Raw genomic sequence first — 23,749 nt, 5'->3', positions numbered from 1 at the left:
CATTACTCAACACTGTGCAGGACCTAGGGGCGATCCAGGGATGAAGAAAAGTCAGAAGTTGTTCGGCGCCAGCCTGCTGGCGCTGGCGATCAGCGGATGTGCAGTGACCAGTGACCCGATTGAACGCAGCGTCAGCGAGCAGCGCGCCAAAAGCGATCTGCAAGGCATGTACAAGGATCAGGAACCGCTGCGCGGCCCGTTGACCCTGCACCAGGCCATGGCCCGCGCGGTGAAATACAACCTCGAAGGTCGCTTGAAGATCATGGAGGAAGCGCTGGCCAAGCGGCAGCTCGACCTCGCCAGTTTCGACATGCTGCCGCGCATGGCGCTGGACGCCGGTTACGTCGGGCGCAACAACGTCAACGCCTCCAGCAGCCAGAGTGTGCGCACCGGCACCCAGTCTCTTGAACCATCGACCTCGCAGGACCGTGACCGCGACGTTGCCGACCTGACCATGGTCTGGAACGTCCTCGACTTCGGCGTCAGCTACATCAGCGCCAAGCAGCAGGGCGACCAGCGTCTGATCGTTCAGGAACGGCGCCGCAAGGTGATCAACACCATCGTCCAGGACGTACGCTCGGCCTATTGGCGAGCGATGGCCGCCGAGCGTCTGCTCAAACAAATCGACAGCCTGATGGCGCGCGTGCAGACCGCCCGCGACAACAGCCAGACCCTGAGTGATCAGCGTATTGGTGATCCGGTGCAATCGCTCGGTTATCAGCGTTCGCTGATCGAAGCGACCCGCCAACTGGAAGAGCAGCGTCGCGCCTTGTCGCTGGCGAAAACCGAACTGGCCACCCTGATCAACCTGCCGCTGGGCACCAACCTGACCTTGGCCACCGATGACGGTTATCAGATTCCCGAGCTCAAGGTCGATCTGGCGAAACTGGAGCAGGAAGCCCTGACCAGTCGCCCGGAACTGCGCGAGCAGGACTACCAGACGCGCATCAGCGCTGCCGAAACCCGCAAGGCCATGCTGCGCCTGCTGCCGGGCCTGGAGTTTTCCGCCGGTGGCCATTACGACAGCAACTCGTTCCTCGTCGAGCAGGGCTGGGCCGATTACGGCGTGAAAATCACTTGGAACCTGTTCAACGTGATTTCCGCACCCGCTGCAATCAACGTCGCCAAGGCCGGTGAAGAAGTCGCCACCGCGCGGCGTCAGGCGATGTCGATCGCGGTGCTCGCGCAGCTCTATGTGGCCAACGCCAACTATCAAGAAGCGTTGCGCCAGTTCAAGACCAATCAGCAACTGTCGGACATCGACGGACAAATCGTCGGCCAGTTGCGCAACCGTCATCAGGCGGCAGGGATCGGTGAGCTGGAACTGATTCAGGGCGAACTGAACAACCTGCAAGCGGATCTGCGCCGCGATCTGTCCTACGCCGATCTGCGCAATGCGTATGGCCAGATCTTCGCCAGTGCCGGCCTCGATCCGCTGCCGGATCAGGTGCAGTCGACCGAAGTGCAGTCGATTGCCACCGCGCTGGCCAACCGTGAATCGGCTTGGGCGGCGGGGGATATCTCGACGCCAGTGGTGGCGCATGCTCCGGCACAGTGATGTGCTGGCGCCGAGCGCCAGTGTCAGCCGCACCCAACGCGAGGTTCGAAATGGGCATCGCGGTGCAGCGATTCTGTTGACCGGCCTACCGGCGGCGGGCAAGTCGACATTGGCGCAGGCGCTGCACGCCGAGTTGTTCGGGCGAGGTTTGCAAAGCGTGGTACTGGATGGCGACGGTTTGCGCATCGGGCTCAATCGGGATCTGCGATTCACCGACGCTGATCGCCAGGAAAATATTCGTCGCGCCAGCGAGCTCGCCGCGTTGCTGGTGGAAAACGGGCAAATCGTGATTTTGGCGATGATTGCGCCACTGGTTGAGCTACGTGAGGTGTTCGCGCAACGGTTAGGTGAGGACTATCGCGACGTTTGGTGCAGCGCCTCTCTGGCTGTTTGCGAACAGCGCGACCCGAAAGGACATTACGCACGGGCGCGACGCGGTGACCTCGCTGGATTTACCGGAGTGTCGGCACCGTATGAGCCGCCAACGCAGGCGTCGCTGGTGCTCGACACCGGTGCGCAAACGGTCGAAGCCTGCCTTGATCGATTGCTGACCTGGCTCGGCGAGTGCGCGGTGTTGCCCAGGACATGAGCCGGCCGGCGTTCTCGCGATTGCCGGTGACGGTGGATTTGCCGCTGTTGCTGCAAGCGCTGGCGGCGATTGCCGACGACGCCTGGCGCAGTCACTTCAACAGCGAGTATTTCTCGGGCGACTGGAGTGGCGTCGCGCTGATTTCGGCAGCCGATGCGTTGACCGAACTGTCGCCCGGTCGCGGTGAGCCGTTGCTACGCGAACCGTGGTTGCGTGATGAGCGCTGGCGCCACGGCTTGCGCAATCTGTCGCTGAATATCGTCAGCGCTCGACTGCTGCGCCTGGGCCCTGGCGCACGCATTCACGAACATCGCGATTACGATCTGAATGGCCCGGACGCCGATCGCCGTTTGCACATTCCGTTGCTCAGTCCGCCCAATGTCGACTTCTGGCTCGACGGTCAACGCGTGCCGATGGCTGCCGGGGAATGCTGGTTTCTCGATCTCGCCCGTCCGCACCGAGTGGATAACCGCGATACCGCTGCGCGTATTCATCTGGTCATCGATTGCAAACCCGATGCCTGGCTTGAGCAGATGATCGTCGAAGGATTGCCCGACACACCAGCGCCGGGTTTGGCCGATACCGACTTGCAGCGCTTTCAGAGGCTGGTGACTGAGGATGACTCGCTGTCACTGGCCTTGCGCACACTGCATGACCCTGAGATGTTTATCGCCCGAACGCTGGAACTCGCGGCGGAACGCGGCCTGGTATTTTCTCGCGAAGAACTGCGTACCGCGATGCGCAATGGTCGTCGGCAATGGCACGAACAATGGAGCTGTTGAGTTTCGACGGTTGGCTGCCCATTCGTGTCTGGCCGGTCGACGGGCAGTGGCGGGTGGATTGGTGCTGGTTCGGTGACACGCCGTTGCATCAGCCGTTTTTCCGTGAGGCGGTGGACGATGCACTGCGGCTGCCCTTCAATCAGGCGTTTCGACGGCAGACGCCGCTGTCGGCGCTGACCGAATGGCAAGCGCAAAGCCCCGGCCTCGTACCAAGCGCTTTTATTCTGCACGCCTCGCGCTGTGGCTCGACGTTGATCAGTCAGATGCTCGCGCAACTCGACGATCACATCGTGGTGTCCGAACCGCCACCGCTGGATGCGCTGTTGCGCGGTGATTTGCCTGATGCCGAACGCCGGGCCGCCATCGTCGGCTTGCTCTCGGCGTATGGTCAGCGCCGACGCGGTGTTGAACAGCGTTTAGTGGTCAAACTCGATGCCTGGAACATCGGTGAATGGCCGCTGTTGCAGACCTGTTTCCCGGACACGCCGTGGCTGTTTCTCTATCGTGATCCGCTGGAAATTGCTATTTCCCATCTGCGCCGTCCGGGCATGCACATGGTGCCGGGCATGCTCGGTGATTGCGTATTGGAGGATGGGTTGCAGTTCGAGGGCCGTGAAGATTTTATCGCGCGGCGTTTGGGGCGGTTGTTGGAGGCGGGGTTGCTACATTGTCGGGATTCGGCCGGTTTGGCGGTGAATTACAGCGAGTTGCCCGATGCGATGGCTGGGCGCTTGGCGCGGTTCTTTCGATTGAATGATGTGCAGCGTCAGCAGGTGTTTGCCGCTGCCGCGCAGCATGCGAAACAGCCTTCGCAAGTGTTTGTTGCCGATGGTGAAGACAAACGCCGCGAGGCTTCGGCGCTGTTGCAGGCGCGTGTGCAGACGCGCGCGCGAGCGCCCTATGAAGCTTTGGAAAAATTGCGTGGAGCCTGAAAAGATCGCAGCCTTCGGCAGCTCTTACATTGGAATGTGATCCCCTGTAGGAGCTGCCGCAGGCTGCGATCTTTCGCTCCTCAAGATTTCCCCGACAAATCCGCCATCCCCTTGAGCAACTCAATCGGCAACGGAAAGACAATCGTCGAACTCTTGTCGCCGGCAATCGAACTCAAGGTCTGCATATAACGCAACTGCATCGCCCCCGGCTGACGACCGAGCATCTCGGCAGCCTGCATCAGTTTCTCCGAGGCCTGCAATTCGCCTTCGGCGTGGATGACTTTTGCCCGTCGTTCGCGTTCGGCTTCAGCCTGCTTGGCGATGGCGCGGACCATCGATTCATTGAGGTCGACATGTTTGATCTCGACGTTGGCGACCTTGATGCCCCATGCATCAGTCTGCGCGTCGAGTACTTGCTGGATGTCGATGTTCAACTGCTCGCGCTCGGCCAGCAGTTCATCGAGTTCATGTTTGCCGAGTACCGCGCGCAACGTGGTCTGCGCCAATTGGCTGGTGGCGGACAGGAAATCCTCGACCTGAATGATCGCCTTCTGTGGGTCGAGCACGCGGAAATACAGCACGGCATTGACCTTCACTGAAACGTTGTCACGAGTGATCACGTCCTGCGGCGGTACGTCGAGAACAACGGTGCGCAGATCCACGCGAACCATTTGCTGCACCACCGGAATCAGCAGGATCAGCCCAGGGCCTTTGACCTGCCAGAAACGTCCGAGCTGGAACACCACGCCGCGCTCGTACTCGCGCAGGATGCGAAACGTCGAGCCGGCGAGGGCAATCACCAACAACAGCAGCGCAACAAAACCGATTTGCAGACCCATGATCACTCTCCGAGCGGCGCCGCGTCAGCCGCGGCCACTTGCAGCAACAATCCCTTGCGAGCCACCACGCGCACCGTTTGTCCGGTGTGCAAAGGGGTGGCGCTGAGCACTTGCCAGCGTTCGCCTTGCAATTGAATCCAGCCATTGCGCGCATCGCCCGGTTGCACGGTGGTGATCGCGGTGACGCTGCCGAGCAGGCCGGCATCACCGCTGACGGCTTGGCGCGGGCGGGTTTTCAGGGCGCGAATCACCAGTGCAATCAATAGCAGCGCGCTGATCAGGCCGAGGCCGATCATCATCGGCACTGGCAATTCGGCGTTGCTCAGAATCAGCGCGCCGATGACGAACATGATGATCCCGCCCAGGCCGATCACGCCGTAATTGGGCAGCGCGGCTTCAGCGATCAGAAACACGATGCCGAGGGTGATCAGCCATAGGCCGACCGGGCTCATCGCTGGCAACGAGCTCTCGGCGGCGAAAGCGGACGCGCTGCTCAGCAGGAGCAAGGCAAAGACACAACATCGGCTGTTCACGTGACTCTCCATGAGCGTCAGTGGCGGGTTCTTTCAGTCTAGTTCAGGGTTGGTCTGGATGAATTTTGATCAATGTGCGGATGTGTCCAGTGAGCGGATTTCCCGTCGCCAGCGGCCCGCCGAACTAGACTCAAAACACAGCAACCACCTTCCGCGCGACACCGAGGTGCATCATGCGAATGGCAAGAAAGGTGCAAAGCAGCCTGACCCGGGCGCACTGCGAATATGACGTCGTCGCTCACCGGCACTCATCGAGCAGCCTGGAAACCGCGCGAGTCGCCGGGGTGCCCGCCGAGCGGGTGGCCAAGTCGATCATCCTCGACGACCACCACGGGCATTACCTGATGGCCGTGCTGCCGGCCAGCCGTCATCTGGATCTGAGCAAGGTGCGCAACAGCGGCGAATGGCAACTGACCCGCGAAAGCAACCTGGCGCACATCTTCGACGACTGCGAACGCGGCGCGGTGCCGCCGCTGGGTGATTCCTACGGGCTGGACATGGTCATCGACCCATTACTGACGCGGCAGAAAGATATTTATCTTGAAGCGGGCAACCACAACTACCTGCTGCACATGAGCATGCCGGAGTTTCTGAAAATGGTGCCGCATGCTGAGGTGCGGGAGTTGAGTCATTAGGATTTGCAGTGGTCTCGCTGGCCTCATCGCGAGCAGGCTCACTCCTACAATGGGATTGCATTGCACCTGTAGGAGTGAGCCTGCTCGCGATTAATCTTCCATACACCCCATTTTTGAAGGAGCTCAGCAATGGAACAACCAACCCACAGCCTCCCATCTCTCTTCAAACAACTCGGCCTGGACAACGACCCGGTCAGCATCGACCAATTCATCGCCACTCATTCCCCACTCAAACCCGAGCTGCACTTGGCTGATGCGTTTTTCTGGACGGAGAGCCAGTCGCAGTTTTTGCGTGACGAGATTCTGGATGATGCCGATTGGGCGGAGGTGGTGGATCAGTTGAATGTGTTGTTGCGCAAGGGAAGACAGGGCTAAGACCGGTGACCTCTGGTCATTCAACTCAGAACCATGGTTGTTGCAGTTCAAAAAATAGACCAAAATCACGACCTCAATTGAGGTCTTTTATTATGCAAAGTGTTCTCGCCGATATGGCTGTCAGTGTTTCCGAGTTAAAGAAAAACCCTTCTGCCGTGCTGAACGGCGCGCATGGTGGAGCAGTGGCGGTTCTCAACCACAATCGCGTTATGGGCTACATGGTTCCAGCGGATGTGTACGAAGCAATGATGGAGCGGCTTGATGATCTGGAGCTTGCTGAAGTCGTTCGCGCCCGCAGCCACGAGACGCCAATTTCGGTAAGCCTGGATGACCTATAAGCTCGAATTTCTGCCATCTGCTTACAAAGAATGGAACAAGTTGGGTCACACACTACGAGAGCAATTCAAAAAGAAGCTGGGCGAACGGCTGAATCTGCCTAGAGTGCCTGCCGATGCGCTGCATGGGATGCCGGACTGTTACAAAATAAAATTGAAGGCTTGCGGCTATCGCTTGGTTTATCAAGTGATCGACGAACGTGTGGTCGTTTCCGTTGTTGCGGTCGGCAAACGGGAGCGCAGTAGCGTTTATGAGAATGCTAAAAAGCGCTGAATGACTTTCGGAGAGATTTTCTCCGCCCGAATAGGCAATTTGTTTCAAAACTTGACTGAAATTCCCCTCCAATGCAATATTGATAGTTAGCAAACTAACAGTGTGCATTTCCCCGTGTCCGATTCCCTCGACGCTCTCCAGATGAACATCAGCAGTGCCATGGTGGTGGCCGCCAGGCATTGGCGGAAGATCTGCCAGACCACGCTGGTCAACTATGGAATCTCCGAAGCCTGCGCCGTGCCGCTGTTGATGATCGGCCGTTTGGGCGAGGGTGTGCGGCAGGTGCAGGTGGCGCAGGCGGCCGGGATGGAGAGTCCGTCGCTGGTGCGTCTGCTCGATCAGTTGTGTCATTCGGGTTACGTCTGCCGTACCGAAGATGCCCACGATCGCCGCGCCAAGTGCTTGAGCCTGACCGACACCGGTCGTGAACTGGTGCAAGCGGTGGAGATCGAACTGGTGCGTCTGCGTCATGAAGTGCTTGAGGGCATCGACCAGAGCGATCTGGAAGCTACGCTTCGGGTACTCAGAGCTTTTGAGGCGGCCAACCCGCCATTGGTGGTTAATTCTTGAACGGTTTTTTCTCCGGCATTCCGCCGGCCCGGGACTGGTTCTACGGGGTGCGGACTTTTGCAGCGTCGATGATTGCGCTGTACATCGCCTTGCTCATGCAAATGCCGCGTCCGTATTGGGCGATGGCCACGGTTTACATCGTCTCCAGCCCGTTCCTCGGCCCTACCAGCTCGAAGGCTTTATACCGTGCGATCGGCACCTTTCTCGGTGCGGCAGCGGCGGTATTTTTCGTGCCGATGTTCGTGCAGAGCCCGTATGTGCTGGTGGTGGTGATCGCGCTATGGACGGGGATTCTGTTGTTCATGTCCCTGCATTTGCGCACCGCCAACAGCTACGCATTGATGCTCGCCGGTTACACCTTGCCGCTGATTGCCTTGCCGGTGGTGGATAACCCGCTGGCGGTGTGGGACGTGGCCGAAGCACGCACGGAAGAGATTTTCCTCGGCATCGCTGTCGCCGCCGTGGTCGGCGCAATGTTCTGGCCGCGACGCTTGGCGCCGGTGTTCAACGACGCCGTGAGCAAGTGGTTCGCCGACGCAACCACCTACAGCCTGAAATTCCTCAGTCGCGACGTGCAACCCGAAGAAGTCACCGCGCTGCGCATGGCCATGGTCGCCAACTTCAACAGCCTCGAATTGATGATCGGCCAGTTGCCCCACGAAGGCTCGCGACCGCAAACCGTGCGCAACACCAAAGAATTGCGCGGGCGCATGATTCATCTATTACCGGTGATCGATGCGCTGGAAGATTCGCTCTACGCCCTCGAACGGCGCACGCCTGAGCTGGTGGAAAAATTCGAACCGCTGCTCGTCGCGACCCGCGAATGGCTCGGCCATGAAGACGCCGATCTCGACCGCTGGCAAGCGCTGAAAGATCAGCTCGAAGCCCTGCAACCGAGCGCTGAAGCGCTGGAAGATCGCCGGCAACTGCTGTTCTCCAACTCGATTTATCGCCTCGGCGAATTCATCGATTTGTGGCAGGACTGCCGCAGCCTGCAGGACGCGATTGTCTGCGAGCGCCAGGACAACTGGCGCGCGGTTTATCGTCATTGGCGACTGGGTCGGCTGACACCGTTTATCGACCGTGGGCTGATGCTTTACTCGGTGGCCTCGACCATTTTGGCGATCATCACCGCCTCTGTGCTGTGGATTCTGCTCGGCTGGCCGGACGGCGGCAGTGCGGTGATTCTGGCGGCGGTGGCGTGCAGTTTCTTCGCCTCGATGGACGACCCGGCGCCGCAGATTTATCGATTCTTTTTCTGGACTGGCATGTCGGTGCTGTTCGCCAGCCTTTATCTGTTTTTGATTCTGCCCAACCTGCACGACTTCCCGATGCTGGTGCTGGCGTTTTCCATCCCGTTTATCTGCGTTGGCACCCTGACCGTGCAGCCGCGCTTCTACCTCGGCATGCTGCTGACGCTGGTCAACACCTCGTCGTTCATCAGTATTCAGGGCGCTTACGATGCGGACTTTTTCGCTTTCGTGAACTCCAACCTGGCGGGGCCGATCGGTCTGCTGTTCGCGTTTATCTGGACGCTGGTGGCGCGCCCGTTTGGTGCCGAACTGGCAGCGAAACGCCTGACCCGTTTCAGCTGGAAAGACATCGTGCACATGACCGAGCCGGCCAACCTCGCCGAGCACCGCAAATTGGGCGTGCAATTGCTCGATCGGCTGATGCAGCACCTGCCGCGTCTGGCACTTACTGGCCAGGACACCGGCATCGCCATGCGCGAAGTGCGCGTCGGTCTGAACCTGCTCGATTTGCTCGCCTACACCCCACGGGTGACTGGCGCGCCGAACGCTTTGTTGCAGCAAGTGGTCAGTGAAGTCGGTGAGTATTTCCGCGCTTGCCTCAAGGCCGGCGAACGCTTGCCGGCGCCTGCTCCTTTGCTGATGACCCTGGATCGCACCCGCCGTGCGCTCAATGGCCACGGCGACGATGAAACCCGGCTAAACCTGCTGCACGCCTTGAGCGGTTTGCGTCTGGCGTTGCTGCCCGGCGTTGAATTCGTTTCCAGCGCCGAGCCCGAAGAACCGCTGCCCGATGGAGCGCCCCTATGATCGGTGATCTGGACATCAGCGGCATTTTCCTGCCGACCTTGCTGGTGTTGATGGGCATCACTTATGTGCTGTTTTTGTTGGTGCATGCCGTGCTTACGCGCGTGCACTTTTACCGTCTGGTCTGGCACCGGGCATTGTTCAACGTGGCGCTCTACGCGGTACTTCTGTACGGCGTGGACTCACTCAGTCGATACCTGATGACATGAAAAAACCGTTTTTGACCATCGGTCGCGTGGTACTGACCCTGCTGATCGTGACTTTTGCCGTTGTCCTCGTCTGGCGCATGGTGATGTATTACATGTTTGCGCCGTGGACCCGCGACGGCCACATTCGCGCCGACATCATCCAGATCGCCCCGGACGTGTCCGGGCTGATCCAGCAGGTTGGCGTGAAGGACAACCAGTTGATCAAGCGCGGTCAGGTGCTGTTCAGCATCGATCAGGATCGCTTCAAGCTGGCGTTGCGTCAGGCCAAAGCGACTGTCGCTGACCGCGAAGAAACCTTGGCTCAAGCCCAGCGCGAAGCCAAGCGTAACCGTGGCCTCGGTAATCTGGTACCGGCCGAGCAACTGGAAGAAAGCCAATCGAAGGTCGCCCGTGCGCAATCAGCACTGGCCGAAGCCATGGTCACCGTGGACAGCGCCCAGCTCAACCTTGATCGCTCGGTGATTCGCAGCCCGGTCGACGGCTACGTCAACGACCGCGCGCCGCGTCCGCAGGAATTCGTCACTGCCGGGCGTCCGGTGTTGTCGGTGGTCGACAGCAACTCGTTCCACATCGACGGCTATTTCGAAGAGACCAAACTCGACGGCATTCATGTCGGCCAGTCGGTGGACATTCGCGTGATCGGCGACCGCGCCAAACTGCGCGGGCATGTCGAAAGCATCGTTGCCGGTATCGAAGACCGCGACCGCACCAGCGGCAGCAACCTGCTGCCCAACGTCAACCCGGCGTTCAGCTGGGTGCGACTGGCGCAGCGGATTCCGGTGCGGATTGCCTTTGACGATGTGCCGGAAGATTTCCGCATGATCGCCGGGCGCACTGCCACGGTATCCATCATCGAAGATTCGAAAGTCGACGATAAAAAGCAGGAGCCCGCGCAATGAGCAGGGCCCTGATGATCGCCGGGTTGGGCGTGATGTTGTCGGCTTGCCAGATGGTCGGGCCGGACTATCACGTGCCTGAGAATTCGGCGGTTCAGCGCAAGGATTTTCAGGGCGAACTGGCCGTCGACGGTAAGCCTGTGGTCTCGGCGCCGGTGCCGGCGGATTGGTGGCGACTGTATAAAGACCCGCGCCTCGATCAACTGGTGCAGCAAGCGATGGCCTCCAACACCGATCTGCGTGTTGCGGCGGCTAACCTGCAACGCGCCCGCGCTCAGGTCGACGAAGCCGAAGCGGCCGGTGGCTGGAGCGCTGGCGTGAAAATGGGCGCTGAGCGTTTGCAGGAATCCGGACAGGCGTTTTTGCTGCCGGAAAAAGTCCCGGTCGCCAATATCGGCGACATCGGCATCAGCGCCTCATACCAATTCGATCTGTGGGGCACCTTGCAGCGCGGCATTGAAGGCGCCAAAGCCAACGCCGATGCCACCCAAGCCGCCGCCGATACCGCACGCATCACCTTGGTCGCGGACGTGGTTCGCGCTTACACGCAAGTCTGCGCGGCCAACGAAGAACGCGAAATCGCTCAGCATTCCCTCGACCTGCAATCGCAAGGCACCACGCTGATCCAGCGTCTGCGCGACGCCGGCCGTGGCGACGAAACCCAGGTCACCCGTTCGCAAACCCAATTCAAATCCCTGCGCGCCGACATGCCGCGCTATGAAGCGGCGCGTCAGGCCGGGTTGTTCCGTCTGTCGATGCTGCTGGCGAAACCGGTCGATCAATTGCCAGCAGGCACCGCGACTTGCGCCGAGCTGCCGAAAATCGCTCAACTGGTGCCGGTCGGTGACGGTGCCGCACTGCTCAAACGTCGTCCGGACATTCGTCAGGCTGAGCGACGTCTTGCTGCCGCGACTGCCGGAATCGGCGTCGCCACCGGCGAGCTGTATCCGGACATCAGCATCGGCGCGACCATCGGTACCGTTGGCATCATCGATGACCTTGGTGATCCCTCGACAAACCGCTGGGGCTTCGGCCCGTCGCTGAGCTGGAAAGTGCCGACCAACGGCGCCCGCGCGCGCATCCGTGAAGCCGAAGCGACGACCCAAGGCGCGCTGGCGCACTTCGACGGCGTGGTGCTCAACGCCATTCGCGAAACCCAGACCGGCCTCGCCCAGTACAGCGCGCTGCTGCAACGCCGCGACGCGCTGGCCGATGCCGAGCAGTCGGCGAAACTGGCGGCAGACCAGACGCACCGCTTCTTCCAGGCCGGCCGCGAGTCTTTCCTGGCGGATCTGCAAGCGACTCGCACCTACACCGATGTCACCGCGCAACTGGCCGCTGCCAACACCCAGGTTGCGATGAGCCAGATCGATTTGTTCCTCGCCCTCGGCGGCGGTTGGGAAAGCGGACGAACGCACGCTCCAAGCCCGAGCAAACCCTGAGGCCATAGCTATGCTTTGAAGTGTTGGAAGGGCGCCCCGTGCAAAGCACCCTTCCAGCGCACATTGCTAGCGCTGGTCTAGGGGAAACCAATAATGAAAAACCCTTACGCTCTCGGCTTCTGGTGCGCCCTCGCAGCGCTGGTGCTGCTCTCGGCCACCTATTTCTACGGCATCATGCTGGCCCACCAGATCGACAAGGCGATGATCTTTCTCGACAGCACCGTCGCGCTGATCGCGGTCATGGCGATCGTCGTGGTGGCCTGGGCATCGATCCAGGTTCAGCGCGTCAAGAAACGGCAGCTTGAACAGGGCAAGACCCTGGTGCTGATCTGGGACACCAAAGTCGCCCTGCGTCGGGTCGAAACCGTGTTCGACCGGTATTTCTGGGGCAGCTACTGGCAGCCGGGACGAACGTTCGCCGAAGTCATGGGCGAACTCACCGGTACACCGCTGGAAAAAAGCCTCGAAGCGCTGAAAAAACAATGCCTGGAACTCGACAAGCAGATTGATGACGAGGGCTGGCACTGGCTGAACAATGCCCGTGAATTGTCGGATGTCGCCACAGCCATGGCCCGTGAGCGTTATCAGCTGGATTTCTGTGACCCGCGCGCTGATGGGCCGGGTGGGGCGGTGATTGATCGGGATTTCGAAGTGCTGGTCTACACCTGGACCGCGCGACTGAAAAGCTTTGATCATCAGCTGGATGAAATCGAGGTTCAGTATTCCTGATTCTCGGCTGAATCATCTGGCCTCATCGCTGGCAAGCCAGCTCCCACAGGTTGAAGTGGTGTGCACAAATTTTGTGTTCGCTGAAGATCCCTGTGGGAGCTGGCTTGCCAGCGATGGCAGTTTTGCTAACTGCGAAACTCTCACTGCCTGTCGGTTGTCCATTCTCCCCATAGACACTCTTTCACCTTTAAACATTGGGCCGTCTTGCGCGCCCGGTGCTAATCTCCATCGCTGAATTCAGCGCAGTCGAGCCGCGACCCGGTCACGGGTTCAGGGAAGACGACCACACTCACAGCCACGGAAATCGATCAGGTCATTCATGAATAAATCAGCAGGCGTGCTTCTCGGAATTGTTGTTGCCATCGGCGCGATCAGCGCAGGCGGGGCCTGGTACACCGGGACCAAGATCGAAGGCGTGTTGAACAACGCCGTCAGCAACGCCAACAAAGAGCTGCAGACCGCCATGGCCGGCTCCAACGGCAGCGCGTCGCTGGAACTGGTGTCGCTGGAACGCCACACCTTCACCAGCACCGCGCACTATCGCCTCAAGGGTGAAGGCGAGATGTTTGGCGACAAGCCGGTCGAATTGCTGTTCGTCGACCACATCGAACACGGCCCGCTGCCGTTCTCGCGTCTGGTGTCGCTGAAATGGCTGCCGGTCATGGCCACCAGCAACTACGAGCTGGAAAAGAACGCCGCCACCGAGAAGTGGTTCGCCGCAACCAAAGGCGCCTCGCCGCTCAAAGGCGTGACCAACATTGGCTACGATGAATCCACCACCAGCACCCTTGATCTGCTGCCGTTCGAAACCGCGCTGGATGAGCAATCGAGCCTGAAATTCTCCGGCCTGACCATGAACATCTCCGCCAGCGCCCAGGCGCAGAAGGTCAAGGCGGACGGTTACATGGACAACCTGAAACTGGTCACTGTGGCCGAAGATCAGGCGCCGGTGCAGGTTGAACTCAACGGTCTGACCCTGGCCAGCAATCTCGCCAAGAGCAGCTACGGCTATTACACCGGGGAAAACACCCTGGTGCTGACCAACAGCAAAACCACCTTCGGCACCAAACAATCGGTGCTCGGCGTGAAGAACTTCGAAATGAAGAACCTCACCGAAGAAAACGGCAGCAATGCCTCCGGCCGCGCGGACTACAAAGTTGGCGAAGTGTCGCTCAACGACAAGAAAATCGGTTCGGCGAACATGGCCATGAGCCTGAAAAACCTCGACATCCCGTCGACGATGTCGCTGATGCAGATCTACCAGACCAAACTGCAGCCGTACGAAAAAGCCGCCGCCGAGGCTGCAGCTCAAGGCTTGCCGGCTCCGGAGCTGAACCTGACCGAAGCTGAAAACGCCCAGGTCAAAGCCGATCTGCAAAAACTGCTGGCCGCCGGCCCACAGTTTGCGCTGGAAAACCTCTCGTTCAACACTGCCAACGGCGAGAGCAAGGCCAATCTGGTCATCGACCTGACCAAACCGCAATCGATGGATTTGCCGCCGGATCAGTTGGGCAAACAGCTGATCGCATTGCTTGATCTGAATATTCAGGTGTCCAAGCCGATGCTGGTCGATTTGCTCAGCGTGCAGGCGCAACTGGATGGCCAGACTGACGCCAAAGCCATCGTCGATCAGTCCAAGGAAGCGGCGGACATGTTCGCCGGTATGGCAGTCGGTTCGCAGTTGGCCGTGGTCGACGGCAGCAACGTCGTGACCAAACTGCATTACGCCGCCAATCAGGTCGAATTCAACGGCCAGAAGATGACCGTCGAGCAGTTCGTCGGCTTCCTGATGAGCAAGTTCGCCGGCGTCACGCAAGTGCAGTAATCCTGCGCTCTTAATAGCAACGCCCGGCCTCTGTGTTGAACAGACGCCGGGCGTTTTGCTGTCTGGCGTTCGGGTTTTGGCTGTTGCGGCGCAACCGTCGTGACGATTCTGAACAATTATTGTGTTCTGAATTCTGGTCTACGCTTGCGTGCAAGACTGCCTGACTAAGCTTGGCCGTTGGATGTGCACTGGCGGCCACCGTTACGAATGGGCAAGGAGGGCATTGCGACCCGGCTGGCCATGTAAGGATGCTGACGAATGCCGCGTATTGATGTTCCTGTATTGCATCGTGGTTTACGCCCTTTGTTCCGTGTTGCGCTGTGCAGCCAGTTGCTCTGGCCGGCGCTGGCGTTTGCCGACACACCCTACGATCAGATGGTGCGCGACGCCCGTGCCGGGCAAACCACGCCTGCGCTGACGGTGCTGCGTCAGGTGCCGCCGGGCCAGTCGACCACCGGGCAGATCAGCGATCACCTGCAAATCGCCAGTTGGGCCGGGCTCGACGCCGAAGTGGTGCAGGTCTATGAAACCCAGGGTCGCGATCGCGTCTTGCCGGTGCAGGCGCTGACTGCCACGGCGCGCGCCTATCGCAACCTCAAGCGCTGGGATCAGGCGACCCAGGTCTACAACAAGGCCCTGGCGCTGGAACCGGACAACGCCGACCTGCAACTGGGCCTGGCCCTGACGCAGGCGGATGCCGGCAAGCCCGACGAAGCGGTGACCCGCGCCAAGGCGCTGGTCGCAGCCAAACCCGATGATCCTTCCCGTCGCCTCGCGCTGGGCTATGCACTGACCCGCGCGGGCAAGCAATACGACGCGCTGTTCGAATACGATCAGGCCTTCAAGCGCGCCGGCAGCAAACCGGAAGTCGCCCGCGAATACGTGGTCGCTTTGCAAAAAGCGCGACTCCCGGAGCCAGCACTGCGCCTGGCCAATCAACGCCCGGGGCTGATTGATCCGGTCACGCTGCGCCGCCTCGAAGGCGACCTGGCCGCCGAACGCGTGCGCCTCGCCGAACTCGCTACCCGCAGTGAAAAAGAACGCTACGTCATCGCCGACCGCGCGCTGGCCGACTACGACAAACTGCTCGCCACCTGGACACCGGACGCGACCGCGCATGACGACGTCACCCGCTGGCGCATCGACCGCATGGGCGCACTCAAGGCCCGCGCGCGCACCGCCGACGTCATCACGGAGTACCAGAAGCTGCAAGCCGAAGGCGTGAAGATTCCGACCTATGCCTTGCGTTGGGTGGCGGCGTCCTATCTGGATCAGCGCGAACCGGAAATCGCCACCGACCTCTATCGCCAGGTGCTGGCTGCACCGGACGCCGATGTCGGCGACCGCCTCGAAGACACCACCGCGCTGTATTACGCGTTGCTGGAAAGCGACCGCGCCGACGAGGCACGTAAAGTGGCGGAAGACGCCGCCAAGTCGCAGCGCCCGCGTATCGAGCTCAAGGGCTTGCCGATCGGCAACCCCAACGATGAATGGATGGACGCCCAGCAACTCGCCGCGCAGGCCGGTACCTACGGTTCCGATTTGCCGCACGGTGAAGAGCGCTTGCAGACCTTGGTCGATCAGGCCCCGGGCAATATCGGCTTGCGCCTGGCCCAGGCCGATTTGTACCTGGCCCGCAACTGGCCGCGCCGTGCAGAAATGCAGCTCAAGGAAACCGAGAGCATCGTGCCGCGCGACATGGGTCTGGAAATTGGCCAGGCGCACACGGCCATGGAGTTGCAGGAATGGCGGCAAATGGATGCGCTGACTGACGACGTCGTCGCGCGTTACCCGGACAACCGCCAAGTGCAGCGTCTGGCGCGTGAGCGCGAAGTCCATGACATGTCCGAGCTGCGCGTCGAAGCTTACGGCGGCAAGGCCAACGGTGGCGGCAGCAGCGGTGCCGGGGCGGTCAGCGGCAGCCGCGATTTCGGCATTCAAAGCACGCTATACAGCCCGCCAATCGATGAAGACTGGCGCGTGTTTGCCGGCGTCGGATACGCCACCGGCGACTTTGCCGAAGGCACCGGCAACCATCGCTTCCAGCGTGTCGGCCTGGAGCGGCGCACCCGCGACATGACCCTCGAAGCCGAAGTCTCCAATCACGATTACGGCTACGGCGACAAACAGGGCGCGCGTCTGGCGATCGCCCGCGACATCAACGACCACTGGCAGTACGGCGGCAGCCTTGAATACCTCTCGGCTGAAACACCGCTGCGCGCGCTCAACAGCGACATCAAGGCCAATGGTGGCAGCGGTTTCATTCGCTGGCGCGCCAACGAAAGCCGCGAGTGGCGTCTGGCGGTGAGCCCGTCGCATTTCAGTGACGGCAACAACCGCGTCGAAGCTTTGCTCACTGGCCGCGAAGGCGTTTACAGCGCGCCGAACGTGCAGGTCGACGCCGGTCTGGAGGTCGGCACCAGCCACAACTCCAAGTCTGATGACGTGCCGTACTTCAACCCCAAATCCGACTTCAGCGTGATGCCGCTGGTCAACGTCAATCACGTGCTCTACCACCGCTACGAAACTTCCTGGAGTCAGCAATTCCAGGCCGGCGCGGGGACGTACAGCCAGCGTGATCACGGCACCGGCGGCATGGCCCTGCTCGGTTACGGGCAACGCTATGCCTGGAACGACGTGTTCGAGGTGGGCGGTTTGTTCAGTGTGATCAACCGGCCCTACGACGGTGATCGGGAGACCGATCTGCGTCTGCTCGTCGACCTCACTTTCCGCTTCTAGAAGAGTTTGAAGATGCCTTTGATTTCGCGTTTCATCCTTCTGCTGGGAGTGCTGCTGATCAGCGCCTGCGCCCAGCAAGCTCCGGCCTTCGCGCCGCCGTCCGAGCGTCCGCTGGCGGCCAGTGAAAAACCGTGGCCGAAAAATCACGTGCTCGGCATTGCCTACCACGATATCGAAGACCGCGACCCCGATCAGGCCGTGGTGGCGGTGCGCACCGAACGCATGATTGAGCAACTCGCTTGGCTGCGCGAAAACGGCTACAAGCCGGTCACGGTCGACCAGATCATGGCCGCGCGCAAGGGCGGCCCGGAGCTGCCGGCGAAAGCGATTCTGCTCAGCTTCGACGACGGCTATTCGAGTTTTTACACCCGCGTGCTGCCAGTGCTGCGGGCCTACAACTGGCATGCGCTGCTGGCGCCGGTCGGCAGCTGGATCGACACACCGCTCAATCAACCGGTGGATTTTGCCGGTGCGCCGCGTGCGCGTTCCGACTTCCTGACCTGGGATCAGGTGCGTGAAATCTCGCAATCGGGTCTGGTGGAAATTGCCGCGCACACCGATGCCAATCACAAAGGGATTCTGGCCAACCCGCAAGGCAACATGCAGCCTGCCGCCGCGACACGGCGCTACGATCCCGTCACTAGACGCTATGAATCCGAGGCCGATTTCCAGGCGCGTATTCGCACTGACGTGAACAACATCTCGGAGAAAATCCGCAAGGTCACCGGCAAGAAACCGCGTGTCTGGGTCTGGCCTTACGGCACGGCGGACGGTACTTCGCTGACCGTGGTCGGCGAACAGGGCTACGAAATGGCCCTGACGCTGGACGACGGCCTCGATGCCCTCGACAACCTGATGAGCAGCCCGCGCTTCCTCGTCGCTTCCGATCCTGACGGCGAACATTTCGCCAACAGTGTCGTCGGGGTGCAGTCGGATTTCACCATGCGCGTGGTGCATGTCGATCTGGACAATGTCTACGACCCGGACCCGGCGCAACAGGACATCAACCTCGGCAAGCTGGTGCAGCGCATGGCTGACATGGGCGCCAACACGGTGTTCCTGCAGGCCTTCGCCGATCCGCAGGGCGACGGCCTGGTGCATTCGCTGTACTTCCCCAACCGCCACTTGCCGGTGCGCGCCGATATTTTCGACCGGGTCGCCTGGCAACTGCGCACCCGTGCCCACGTGAAAGTCTTCGCGTGGATGCCGGTGCTGAGTTTCGGTCTCGATTCGAAGCTGCCGCGCGTCACCCGTTGGGACCCGAAAACCGGCACCACGTCGGTCGATCCGGACCAGTACAAACGCCTGTCGCCGTTCGATCCGGAAGTACGGCGGATCATTGGCGAAATCTACGAAGACGTCGCGCGCCTGACCTCGGTCGACGGCATTCTTTACCACGATGATGCGGTGCTCTCGGATTTCGAGGACGCCAGCCCTGAAGCCTTGAAAACCTACGCCGCCCAGGGCTTGCCAAGCTCAATCGCCGCCCTGCGCGACGATCCTGCCGCGATGCAGCGCTGGACGCGCTTCAAGAGCAAATACCTCATCGATTTCACCAACGAACTGACTGCCAAAGTCCGCGCGATTCGTGGTCCGCAGGTGCTGACCGCACGCAACATTTTCGCCGAGCCGATCCTCAATCCGCAGAGTGAAGCGTGGTTTGCGCAGAACCTCGACGACTTCCTCGCGACCTACGACTGGACGGCGCCGATGGCCATGCCGCTGATGGAGAAACAGACCCAGGCAGAGTCCGGCCCGTGGCTCGAAGCCTTGGTGGCCACGGTCAAGAAACGCCCCGGTGCACTGGACCGCACGGTGTTCGAATTGCAGGCACGTGACTGGACGAAAAAGGATCAAGCCGACATCGACGGTGCGCATCTGGCCGACTGGATGGGCCGTCTCAAGCGTCAGGGCGCGACCAGTTTCGGTTACTACCCGGACAACTTCCTCGACAACCTGCCGGACCTGAAAACCGTAAGGCCTGCGCTCTCCAACAAATGGAATCCATAACATGCTGGATAGACTGTTAGCCCTGCTTGTTCTGGCGATTGTCCTCGGCGTTCCGCTGGGGCTGATCTTCCTGGTGACCGGGCAGTTCCTGATGGACTTCGTGTTCTTCTACCCGCTGTTCATGTCCGGGTTGTGGATCGCCGGTGGTCTGTATTTCTGGCTGCACTGGGAGCGGCACTGGCCGTGGAAGGACGATACCTTGCCGCCGCCGCTGGAAGGCGAGCCGCTGATTTCGATCCTGATCCCTTGCTACAACGAGGGTGATAACGCCGCCGATACGATTCACGCGGCGCTGGCCCAGCATTACCCGAATATCGAAGTCATCGCGATCAACGACGGCTCCAAGGACAACACCGCACAAGTGCTCGACGCACTGGCCAAAGAAGACCCTCGGTTGCGCGTGCTGCATCTGGCGGAAAACCAGGGCAAAGCGGTGGCCCTGCGCATGGGCGCAATTGCCGCCCGCAGCGAATATCTGGTGTGCATCGACGGCGACGCGTTGCTGGCGCCGAACACGGCGGCGTATCTGGTCGCACCGATGCTGGATAACGCGCGCCTTGGCGCGGTGACCGGCAACCCTCGGATTCGTACACGTTCGACGCTGGTCGGGCGGGTACAGGTCGGCGAGTTCTCCTCGATCATCGGCCTGATCAAGCGCACGCAACGGGTGTTCGGGCGGATCTTCACCGTGTCCGGGGTGATCGTCGCGTTCCGCCGCACGGCGTTGAACCGGGTGGGCTACTGGAGCCCGGACATGATCACCGAAGACATCGACATCAGCTGGAAGCTGCAACTCGATCACTGGAGCATCTTTTACGAGCCGCGCGCGCTGTGCTGGATTCTCATGCCGGAAACCCTTGGCGGCTTGTGGAAGCAACGTCTGCGTTGGGCCCAGGGTGGCGCCGAAGTGCTGTTCAAGAACATTCGCGGCATCTGGCAGTACCGCCATCGTTACCTGTGGCCGCTGCTCTTCGAATACTGCCTGTCGACCGGTTGGGCGTTCACCTTCCTGCTGTCGGTGATTTTCTGGGGCGTGGGCAAATTCGTGGTCATGCCGGAAGCGATTGCGGTGGATCACCTGATGCCGCCGGCCTTCACCGGTTTGCTGCTGGCCTTCGTCTGCCTGGTGCAGTTCGCGGTCAGCATCATCATCGACCGGCGCTATGAGCCGGGGCTGGGCAAGACCATGTTCTGGGTGGTCTGGTATCCGTTGGTGTTCTGGCTCATCAGCCTGCTGACCACGCTGGTCAGCTTCCCGAAAGTGCTGTTCGGCCAACATCAGAAACGTGCGCGTTGGGTCAGCCCGGATCGGGGTATCAAGCCGATTGGCGACGACGAAGAGGAGGTCATCAAATGAAAATCATCCGGACTCGCCAGCGGCCCTTCCTGGTTGTGGTCGACGTGATCCTTACGGTCATAGCCTGGGTTGGTCTGTTGTTTCTGCTGATCCGCGGGTTATGGCCGCTGATCGAAACGCACGCGGGCGGGCCGCGCATCGACAACTCGGCGTTCGATGCGCTGGGTACCTTGCAGATTTACCTGTGGGTGGCGTTGGTCAACGCGGTGATTCTTATCAGTTGGGCGCGTTACCAGCAGCGCAAAAGTCGCAGCTTCGCCCAGCGCCGGTTGCCGTCGCCAGTGATCGACGATGAAGGGCTGAGCAGGAGCTTCAAGCTGTGCGATGACCGCTTTCAGAAATTGCGCAGCCCCGGGGTGATGACCATTCACAACGATCAGGAAGGCGACATCAGCCATGTGGTGACGCATTTCTGGCCGGTGCAGCAGCAGGAATTGCCACCGCCGTTGGCACCGCTGGAGCATCCGCGCGTGATCTTTCTGCATGCCGAAGACGACGACAACCGCGAGCCTCTGCCCCGCTAACCGTACGAACAATCCAACCCGTGTAGGAGCTGCCGCAGGCTGCGATCTTTTGATCTTTAACGTCAAAAGATCGCAGCCTGCGGCAGCTCCTACAGGTGGATGATCAGTGTTCGGGCTTCTTCCATCGGCAATGGTTGTTTCATGCGTTCGGCGAGCAAAGCCATGGCGCGTTCTTTTTCGCAGGCGACTGCAGCGACTAGCACACCCTTTTTGCCGAACAGCCCAATAAACGGCGGGTGCTCCGGCTCGCCGAGAAATTCGACCTCATCCCAGTGTTCGGCATGACCGAGGTAGTCGTAGTTCTTGCCGAAATGCCAGGTCCAGAAAAACGGCACGTCCAGATAATGTTCCTCGCCGCCGAGCATGTTCGCCGCGGCGATGCGCGCGTGCTGCTGGGCCAGGCGCCAGTGTTCGATGCGTTGCGGCAAGCCGTTCAACGGGAAGGTGGCGATGTCGCCGATAGCCCACAGTCCTTCGCTTACACGCATGCCGTCATCGACGCGCAATGATTGATCTTCCTCCCTCGGCAGCGACGCAAACGCCTGCGTGGCCGGGTGTACGCCGACCCCCGCCAACACCAGATCCGCCGACAACCGCAGGCCATTGTCCAGCAGCACGGCCTCTACTTTGCCGTCGCCGATGATCTCTGTCGCTTGGTGATCGGTGATGAATTTCACGCCTTTTTCTTCGTGCAGTGCGCGGATTGCTTTACCCACCGCCTCGCCGAATTGCGCCGCAAAAGGAATATCGTGGCGCGCAAGTACCGTGACGTCGAGACCGTGTTGGCGCAGAGCCGAGGCGCACTCGAGGGCAATAAAGCTGTCGCCGATAATCACCGCGCGCTGATCGGGGCTGGCCGCTTTCATGATCTGCTCGGCCTGGGCTTTTGAGCGCAGTAAAAACACTTGTGGCAGGTCGGCGCCGGGCAGCTTCAAGGGATTGGGCTCGCCACCCGTGGCCAGCACGGCGGCGTCATAACTCAACGTTTGGCCATTATCGAGATGCAGGGTTTTTGCTGTGGCGTCGAGTGAGACGACTTCACCGTGCTGGCGCTCGATACGTTGCTCTCTATAGAAAGTTTCATCTCGCAGCGCTGGGGTTTCCTGCGGCGACATTTCTCCGGCGAGGACAAATTTGCTCAGCACCGTGCGGTCGTAACCGGCAGCGGGCTCGCGGTCGATCATCAGGATGCGCCCGCCAAACCCTTTCTCCCGCAGGGCTGCCGCGCACGCGGTGCCCGCCGCCCCGGCGCCGACAATCACGAACGTCCGTGGGTCGTCCGCCGGCGGTGTGTGCGGATCCGGCAGCGGTTGGTCGTCGACCCAGACCTCCTCGCCACGCAGCTCCAGCGGGTAACGCTTGAGGCTGTCGAGGGCTGGCGGTTCGCACAGCGCGCCGTCCTCCGCACGAAAAGCCGCTTTGTGCCATGGACAGATCAGCCGTCCGTGGCACAACGCGCCCTCCGCCAGCGGCGCGCCGGCATGCGGGCATTCGCCCTGAAACGCCCGCAATTGGCCGCCGGTGCGCAGCAGGACGATCTTGCAATCGGCGATTTCGACTTGCAGACCACGGTCTTCAGGAACATCGGCGACACGGGCGACTCGGTGCAGGGACATGTTCGGCTTCCTCGCAGGCATTTCTCTTACGAGTTTGCGCCACGGTGTGAGGTTCAGCCATTTGCCACTGCCACGGCACGAACGGTACGGCTATAGTTTGCAGGCCGACGATGGCCCAACTGCACAAGGTGCTCCCGGAATGACCCGTTTGACCTCTCTCAACCCATGGCTGGCGGCGATCGCTGTCACCCTTTGCGTGCAGTTTCCGGCGCAGGCCCAGGAGCGTTTCACCCTGAGCATCCCTGGCGTGTCCGATAACCGCTTGTTCACCTCAGCAGCTGCCAGTGATGCCGCCGGTTGCGGCGGCAAGAACCAGTCGCCGGCGCTGAGCTGGAACGCCGGCCCCGCAGGGACCCAGAGTTACGCGATCGTCATGCATGATCCGGACGGGCAGAAAGGCCTGGGCGTCGATCACTGGATTCACTACGGCATCAAGGCCAACACCCGGCAGATTGCGGCAGGTGTCGGCGCCAAGTCGGCGTTGGAAGGCGTCGGCGGTACCAACAGCAAAGGCAACACGCATTACATGGGGCCTTGCCCGCCGGTAGGCGACAGTGCGCACCACTACATCATTCAGATCTACGCCCTGGACCTGGCCCCGGACGCCTTGCCCGCCGGCCTGACCCGCGCCGAGCTGATGGAAAAAATCAAAGGCCATGTCCTGCGCAACAGCAGTGCCGTGCGGCGTTATCACCGCTGATGAAACGCTGAAAAAGTGCGCGCTCCGTTCGGGGCGCGCGCTAACGGTTGGCGTCGGCCGCTGAAAGCGAGCACTATCCCAGCGCCCCCCCTTCGCGCTACAGGCCCATTCGCAGGCTCGTGCTGACGGTCTGTTCCTCACCTCGCGCCGATGCGGGTGTACGCTACCCTTTGCAAACGGGTTAACCCTGAACGCTGGAAATGGTCACCGGGACTGTCGAAGA

Annotated in this window: 23 protein-coding genes; 20 read left to right on the top strand and 3 right to left on the bottom strand. The window is 60.8% G+C overall.

What is annotated here, in order from left to right; genetic code table 11:
* Positions 1-40: 40 nt before the first annotated feature.
* From ACQ4MY_RS24675 to ACQ4MY_RS24660, 4 genes are read left to right on the top strand one after another with little or no spacing between them, the layout of a single operon-like run.
* The gene (locus ACQ4MY_RS24675) at positions 41-1,558 is read left to right on the top strand and encodes a TolC family protein (RefSeq protein ID WP_158830274.1); all 1,518 of its coding nucleotides are present in this window, start codon (positions 41-43) and stop codon (positions 1,556-1,558) included.
* Positions 1,542-2,147 carry an adenylyl-sulfate kinase gene (cysC, locus tag ACQ4MY_RS24670; protein ID WP_122594109.1) on the top strand — a complete coding sequence of 202 codons (606 nt, stop codon included), beginning with the start codon at positions 1,542-1,544 and terminating at the stop codon, positions 2,145-2,147. Before ACQ4MY_RS24675 ends, cysC begins: the two co-directional genes overlap by 17 nt.
* Positions 2,144-2,929, top strand: a complete 786-nt coding sequence (locus tag ACQ4MY_RS24665; RefSeq protein WP_440096785.1) for an aspartyl/asparaginyl beta-hydroxylase domain-containing protein — start codon at positions 2,144-2,146, stop codon at positions 2,927-2,929. Before cysC ends, ACQ4MY_RS24665 begins: the two co-directional genes overlap by 4 nt.
* On the top strand, positions 2,917-3,861 hold the full coding sequence (locus tag ACQ4MY_RS24660; protein ID WP_440096784.1) for a sulfotransferase family protein: 945 nt from the start codon (positions 2,917-2,919) through the stop codon (positions 3,859-3,861). Before ACQ4MY_RS24665 ends, ACQ4MY_RS24660 begins: the two co-directional genes overlap by 13 nt.
* Before the next feature lie 80 nt (positions 3,862-3,941).
* On the opposite strand, the gene ACQ4MY_RS24655 is transcribed toward ACQ4MY_RS24660, so the two are convergent.
* Both ACQ4MY_RS24655 and ACQ4MY_RS24650 read right to left on the bottom strand, forming a co-directional pair.
* Positions 3,942-4,700, bottom strand: a complete 759-nt coding sequence (locus ACQ4MY_RS24655) for a slipin family protein (protein ID WP_003220464.1) — start codon at positions 4,698-4,700, stop codon at positions 3,942-3,944.
* Positions 4,701-4,702: 2 nt separating this feature from the next.
* Positions 4,703-5,233, bottom strand: coding sequence for an NfeD family protein (locus ACQ4MY_RS24650; RefSeq protein ID WP_440096758.1), 531 nt, complete (start codon positions 5,231-5,233; stop codon positions 4,703-4,705).
* A gap of 173 nt (positions 5,234-5,406) precedes the next feature.
* Between ACQ4MY_RS24650 and ACQ4MY_RS24645 the strand changes: the two genes are divergently transcribed.
* The 15 genes from ACQ4MY_RS24645 (at position 5,407) to pgaD (ending at position 21,210) form a co-directional block, all read left to right on the top strand.
* Positions 5,407-5,868, top strand: a complete 462-nt coding sequence (locus ACQ4MY_RS24645; protein WP_008080313.1) for an aminoacyl-tRNA deacylase — start codon at positions 5,407-5,409, stop codon at positions 5,866-5,868.
* Between the two features lie 129 nt (positions 5,869-5,997).
* A complete protein-coding gene (locus ACQ4MY_RS24640; protein ID WP_440096757.1) occupies positions 5,998-6,243 on the top strand; it encodes a DUF2789 domain-containing protein in 246 nt (81 codons plus the stop codon).
* A 92-nt stretch (positions 6,244-6,335) separates the two neighbouring features.
* On the top strand, positions 6,336-6,581 hold the full coding sequence (locus tag ACQ4MY_RS24635) for a type II toxin-antitoxin system Phd/YefM family antitoxin (RefSeq protein ID WP_008080310.1): 246 nt from the start codon (positions 6,336-6,338) through the stop codon (positions 6,579-6,581).
* Positions 6,571-6,852, top strand: a complete 282-nt coding sequence (locus ACQ4MY_RS24630) for a type II toxin-antitoxin system RelE family toxin (RefSeq protein WP_008080308.1) — start codon at positions 6,571-6,573, stop codon at positions 6,850-6,852. The genes ACQ4MY_RS24635 and ACQ4MY_RS24630 overlap by 11 nt, the downstream gene beginning before the upstream one ends.
* A 141-nt stretch (positions 6,853-6,993) precedes the next feature.
* Positions 6,994-7,422, top strand: coding sequence for a MarR family winged helix-turn-helix transcriptional regulator (locus ACQ4MY_RS24625; RefSeq protein ID WP_008080307.1), 429 nt, complete (start codon positions 6,994-6,996; stop codon positions 7,420-7,422).
* Entirely contained in the window at positions 7,419-9,482 is a 2,064-nt protein-coding gene (locus ACQ4MY_RS24620) for an FUSC family protein (protein WP_400751044.1), read from the top strand. Before ACQ4MY_RS24625 ends, ACQ4MY_RS24620 begins: the two co-directional genes overlap by 4 nt.
* The gene (locus ACQ4MY_RS24615) at positions 9,479-9,688 is read left to right on the top strand and encodes a DUF1656 domain-containing protein (protein WP_007917703.1); all 210 of its coding nucleotides are present in this window, start codon (positions 9,479-9,481) and stop codon (positions 9,686-9,688) included. The genes ACQ4MY_RS24620 and ACQ4MY_RS24615 overlap by 4 nt, the downstream gene beginning before the upstream one ends.
* Positions 9,685-10,587, top strand: a complete 903-nt coding sequence (locus ACQ4MY_RS24610; protein WP_440096756.1) for an efflux RND transporter periplasmic adaptor subunit — start codon at positions 9,685-9,687, stop codon at positions 10,585-10,587. The genes ACQ4MY_RS24615 and ACQ4MY_RS24610 overlap by 4 nt, the downstream gene beginning before the upstream one ends.
* Positions 10,584-12,026 carry an efflux transporter outer membrane subunit gene (locus ACQ4MY_RS24605; RefSeq protein ID WP_440096755.1) on the top strand — a complete coding sequence of 481 codons (1,443 nt, stop codon included), beginning with the start codon at positions 10,584-10,586 and terminating at the stop codon, positions 12,024-12,026. The genes ACQ4MY_RS24610 and ACQ4MY_RS24605 overlap by 4 nt, the downstream gene beginning before the upstream one ends.
* Positions 12,027-12,119: 93 nt before the next feature.
* Positions 12,120-12,755 (top strand): NADH:ubiquinone oxidoreductase subunit N, encoded by a 636-nt coding sequence (locus ACQ4MY_RS24600; RefSeq protein ID WP_158830283.1) that lies wholly within the window; start codon positions 12,120-12,122, stop codon positions 12,753-12,755.
* A 319-nt stretch (positions 12,756-13,074) separates the two neighbouring features.
* Positions 13,075-14,580, top strand: a complete 1,506-nt coding sequence (locus ACQ4MY_RS24595) for a YdgA family protein (protein ID WP_440096754.1) — start codon at positions 13,075-13,077, stop codon at positions 14,578-14,580.
* A 258-nt stretch (positions 14,581-14,838) separates the two neighbouring features.
* Positions 14,839-17,319, top strand: coding sequence for a poly-beta-1,6 N-acetyl-D-glucosamine export porin PgaA (pgaA, locus tag ACQ4MY_RS24590; protein WP_158830285.1), 2,481 nt, complete (start codon positions 14,839-14,841; stop codon positions 17,317-17,319).
* Between the two features lie 12 nt (positions 17,320-17,331).
* The gene (pgaB, locus tag ACQ4MY_RS24585; protein WP_440096753.1) at positions 17,332-19,329 is read left to right on the top strand and encodes a poly-beta-1,6-N-acetyl-D-glucosamine N-deacetylase PgaB; all 1,998 of its coding nucleotides are present in this window, start codon (positions 17,332-17,334) and stop codon (positions 19,327-19,329) included.
* 1 nt (position 19,330) lies between these two features.
* Positions 19,331-20,686 carry a poly-beta-1,6-N-acetyl-D-glucosamine synthase gene (gene pgaC, locus ACQ4MY_RS24580; protein WP_008080296.1) on the top strand — a complete coding sequence of 452 codons (1,356 nt, stop codon included), beginning with the start codon at positions 19,331-19,333 and terminating at the stop codon, positions 20,684-20,686.
* On the top strand, positions 20,683-21,210 hold the full coding sequence (gene pgaD / locus ACQ4MY_RS24575; RefSeq protein WP_440096752.1) for a poly-beta-1,6-N-acetyl-D-glucosamine biosynthesis protein PgaD: 528 nt from the start codon (positions 20,683-20,685) through the stop codon (positions 21,208-21,210). The genes pgaC and pgaD overlap by 4 nt, the downstream gene beginning before the upstream one ends.
* Before the next feature lie 89 nt (positions 21,211-21,299).
* Here pgaD and ACQ4MY_RS24570 read toward each other — a convergent pair whose 3' ends face one another.
* The gene (locus tag ACQ4MY_RS24570) at positions 21,300-22,826 is read right to left on the bottom strand and encodes an FAD-dependent oxidoreductase (RefSeq protein WP_440096751.1); all 1,527 of its coding nucleotides are present in this window, start codon (positions 22,824-22,826) and stop codon (positions 21,300-21,302) included.
* Positions 22,827-22,965: 139 nt separating this feature from the next.
* Here ACQ4MY_RS24570 and ACQ4MY_RS24565 point away from each other — a divergent pair, with 139 nt between their 5' ends.
* On the top strand, positions 22,966-23,526 hold the full coding sequence (locus ACQ4MY_RS24565) for a YbhB/YbcL family Raf kinase inhibitor-like protein (RefSeq protein WP_440096750.1): 561 nt from the start codon (positions 22,966-22,968) through the stop codon (positions 23,524-23,526).
* Positions 23,527-23,749 lie beyond the last annotated feature (223 nt).

The organism is Pseudomonas sp. SM4 (genome assembly GCF_051913165.1).
Taxonomy (GTDB): Bacteria; Pseudomonadota; Gammaproteobacteria; order Pseudomonadales; family Pseudomonadaceae; genus Aquipseudomonas.
The sequence above is the reverse complement of the archived record's forward strand: the minus strand, read 5'-3'. Positions and strand labels throughout refer to the sequence as shown.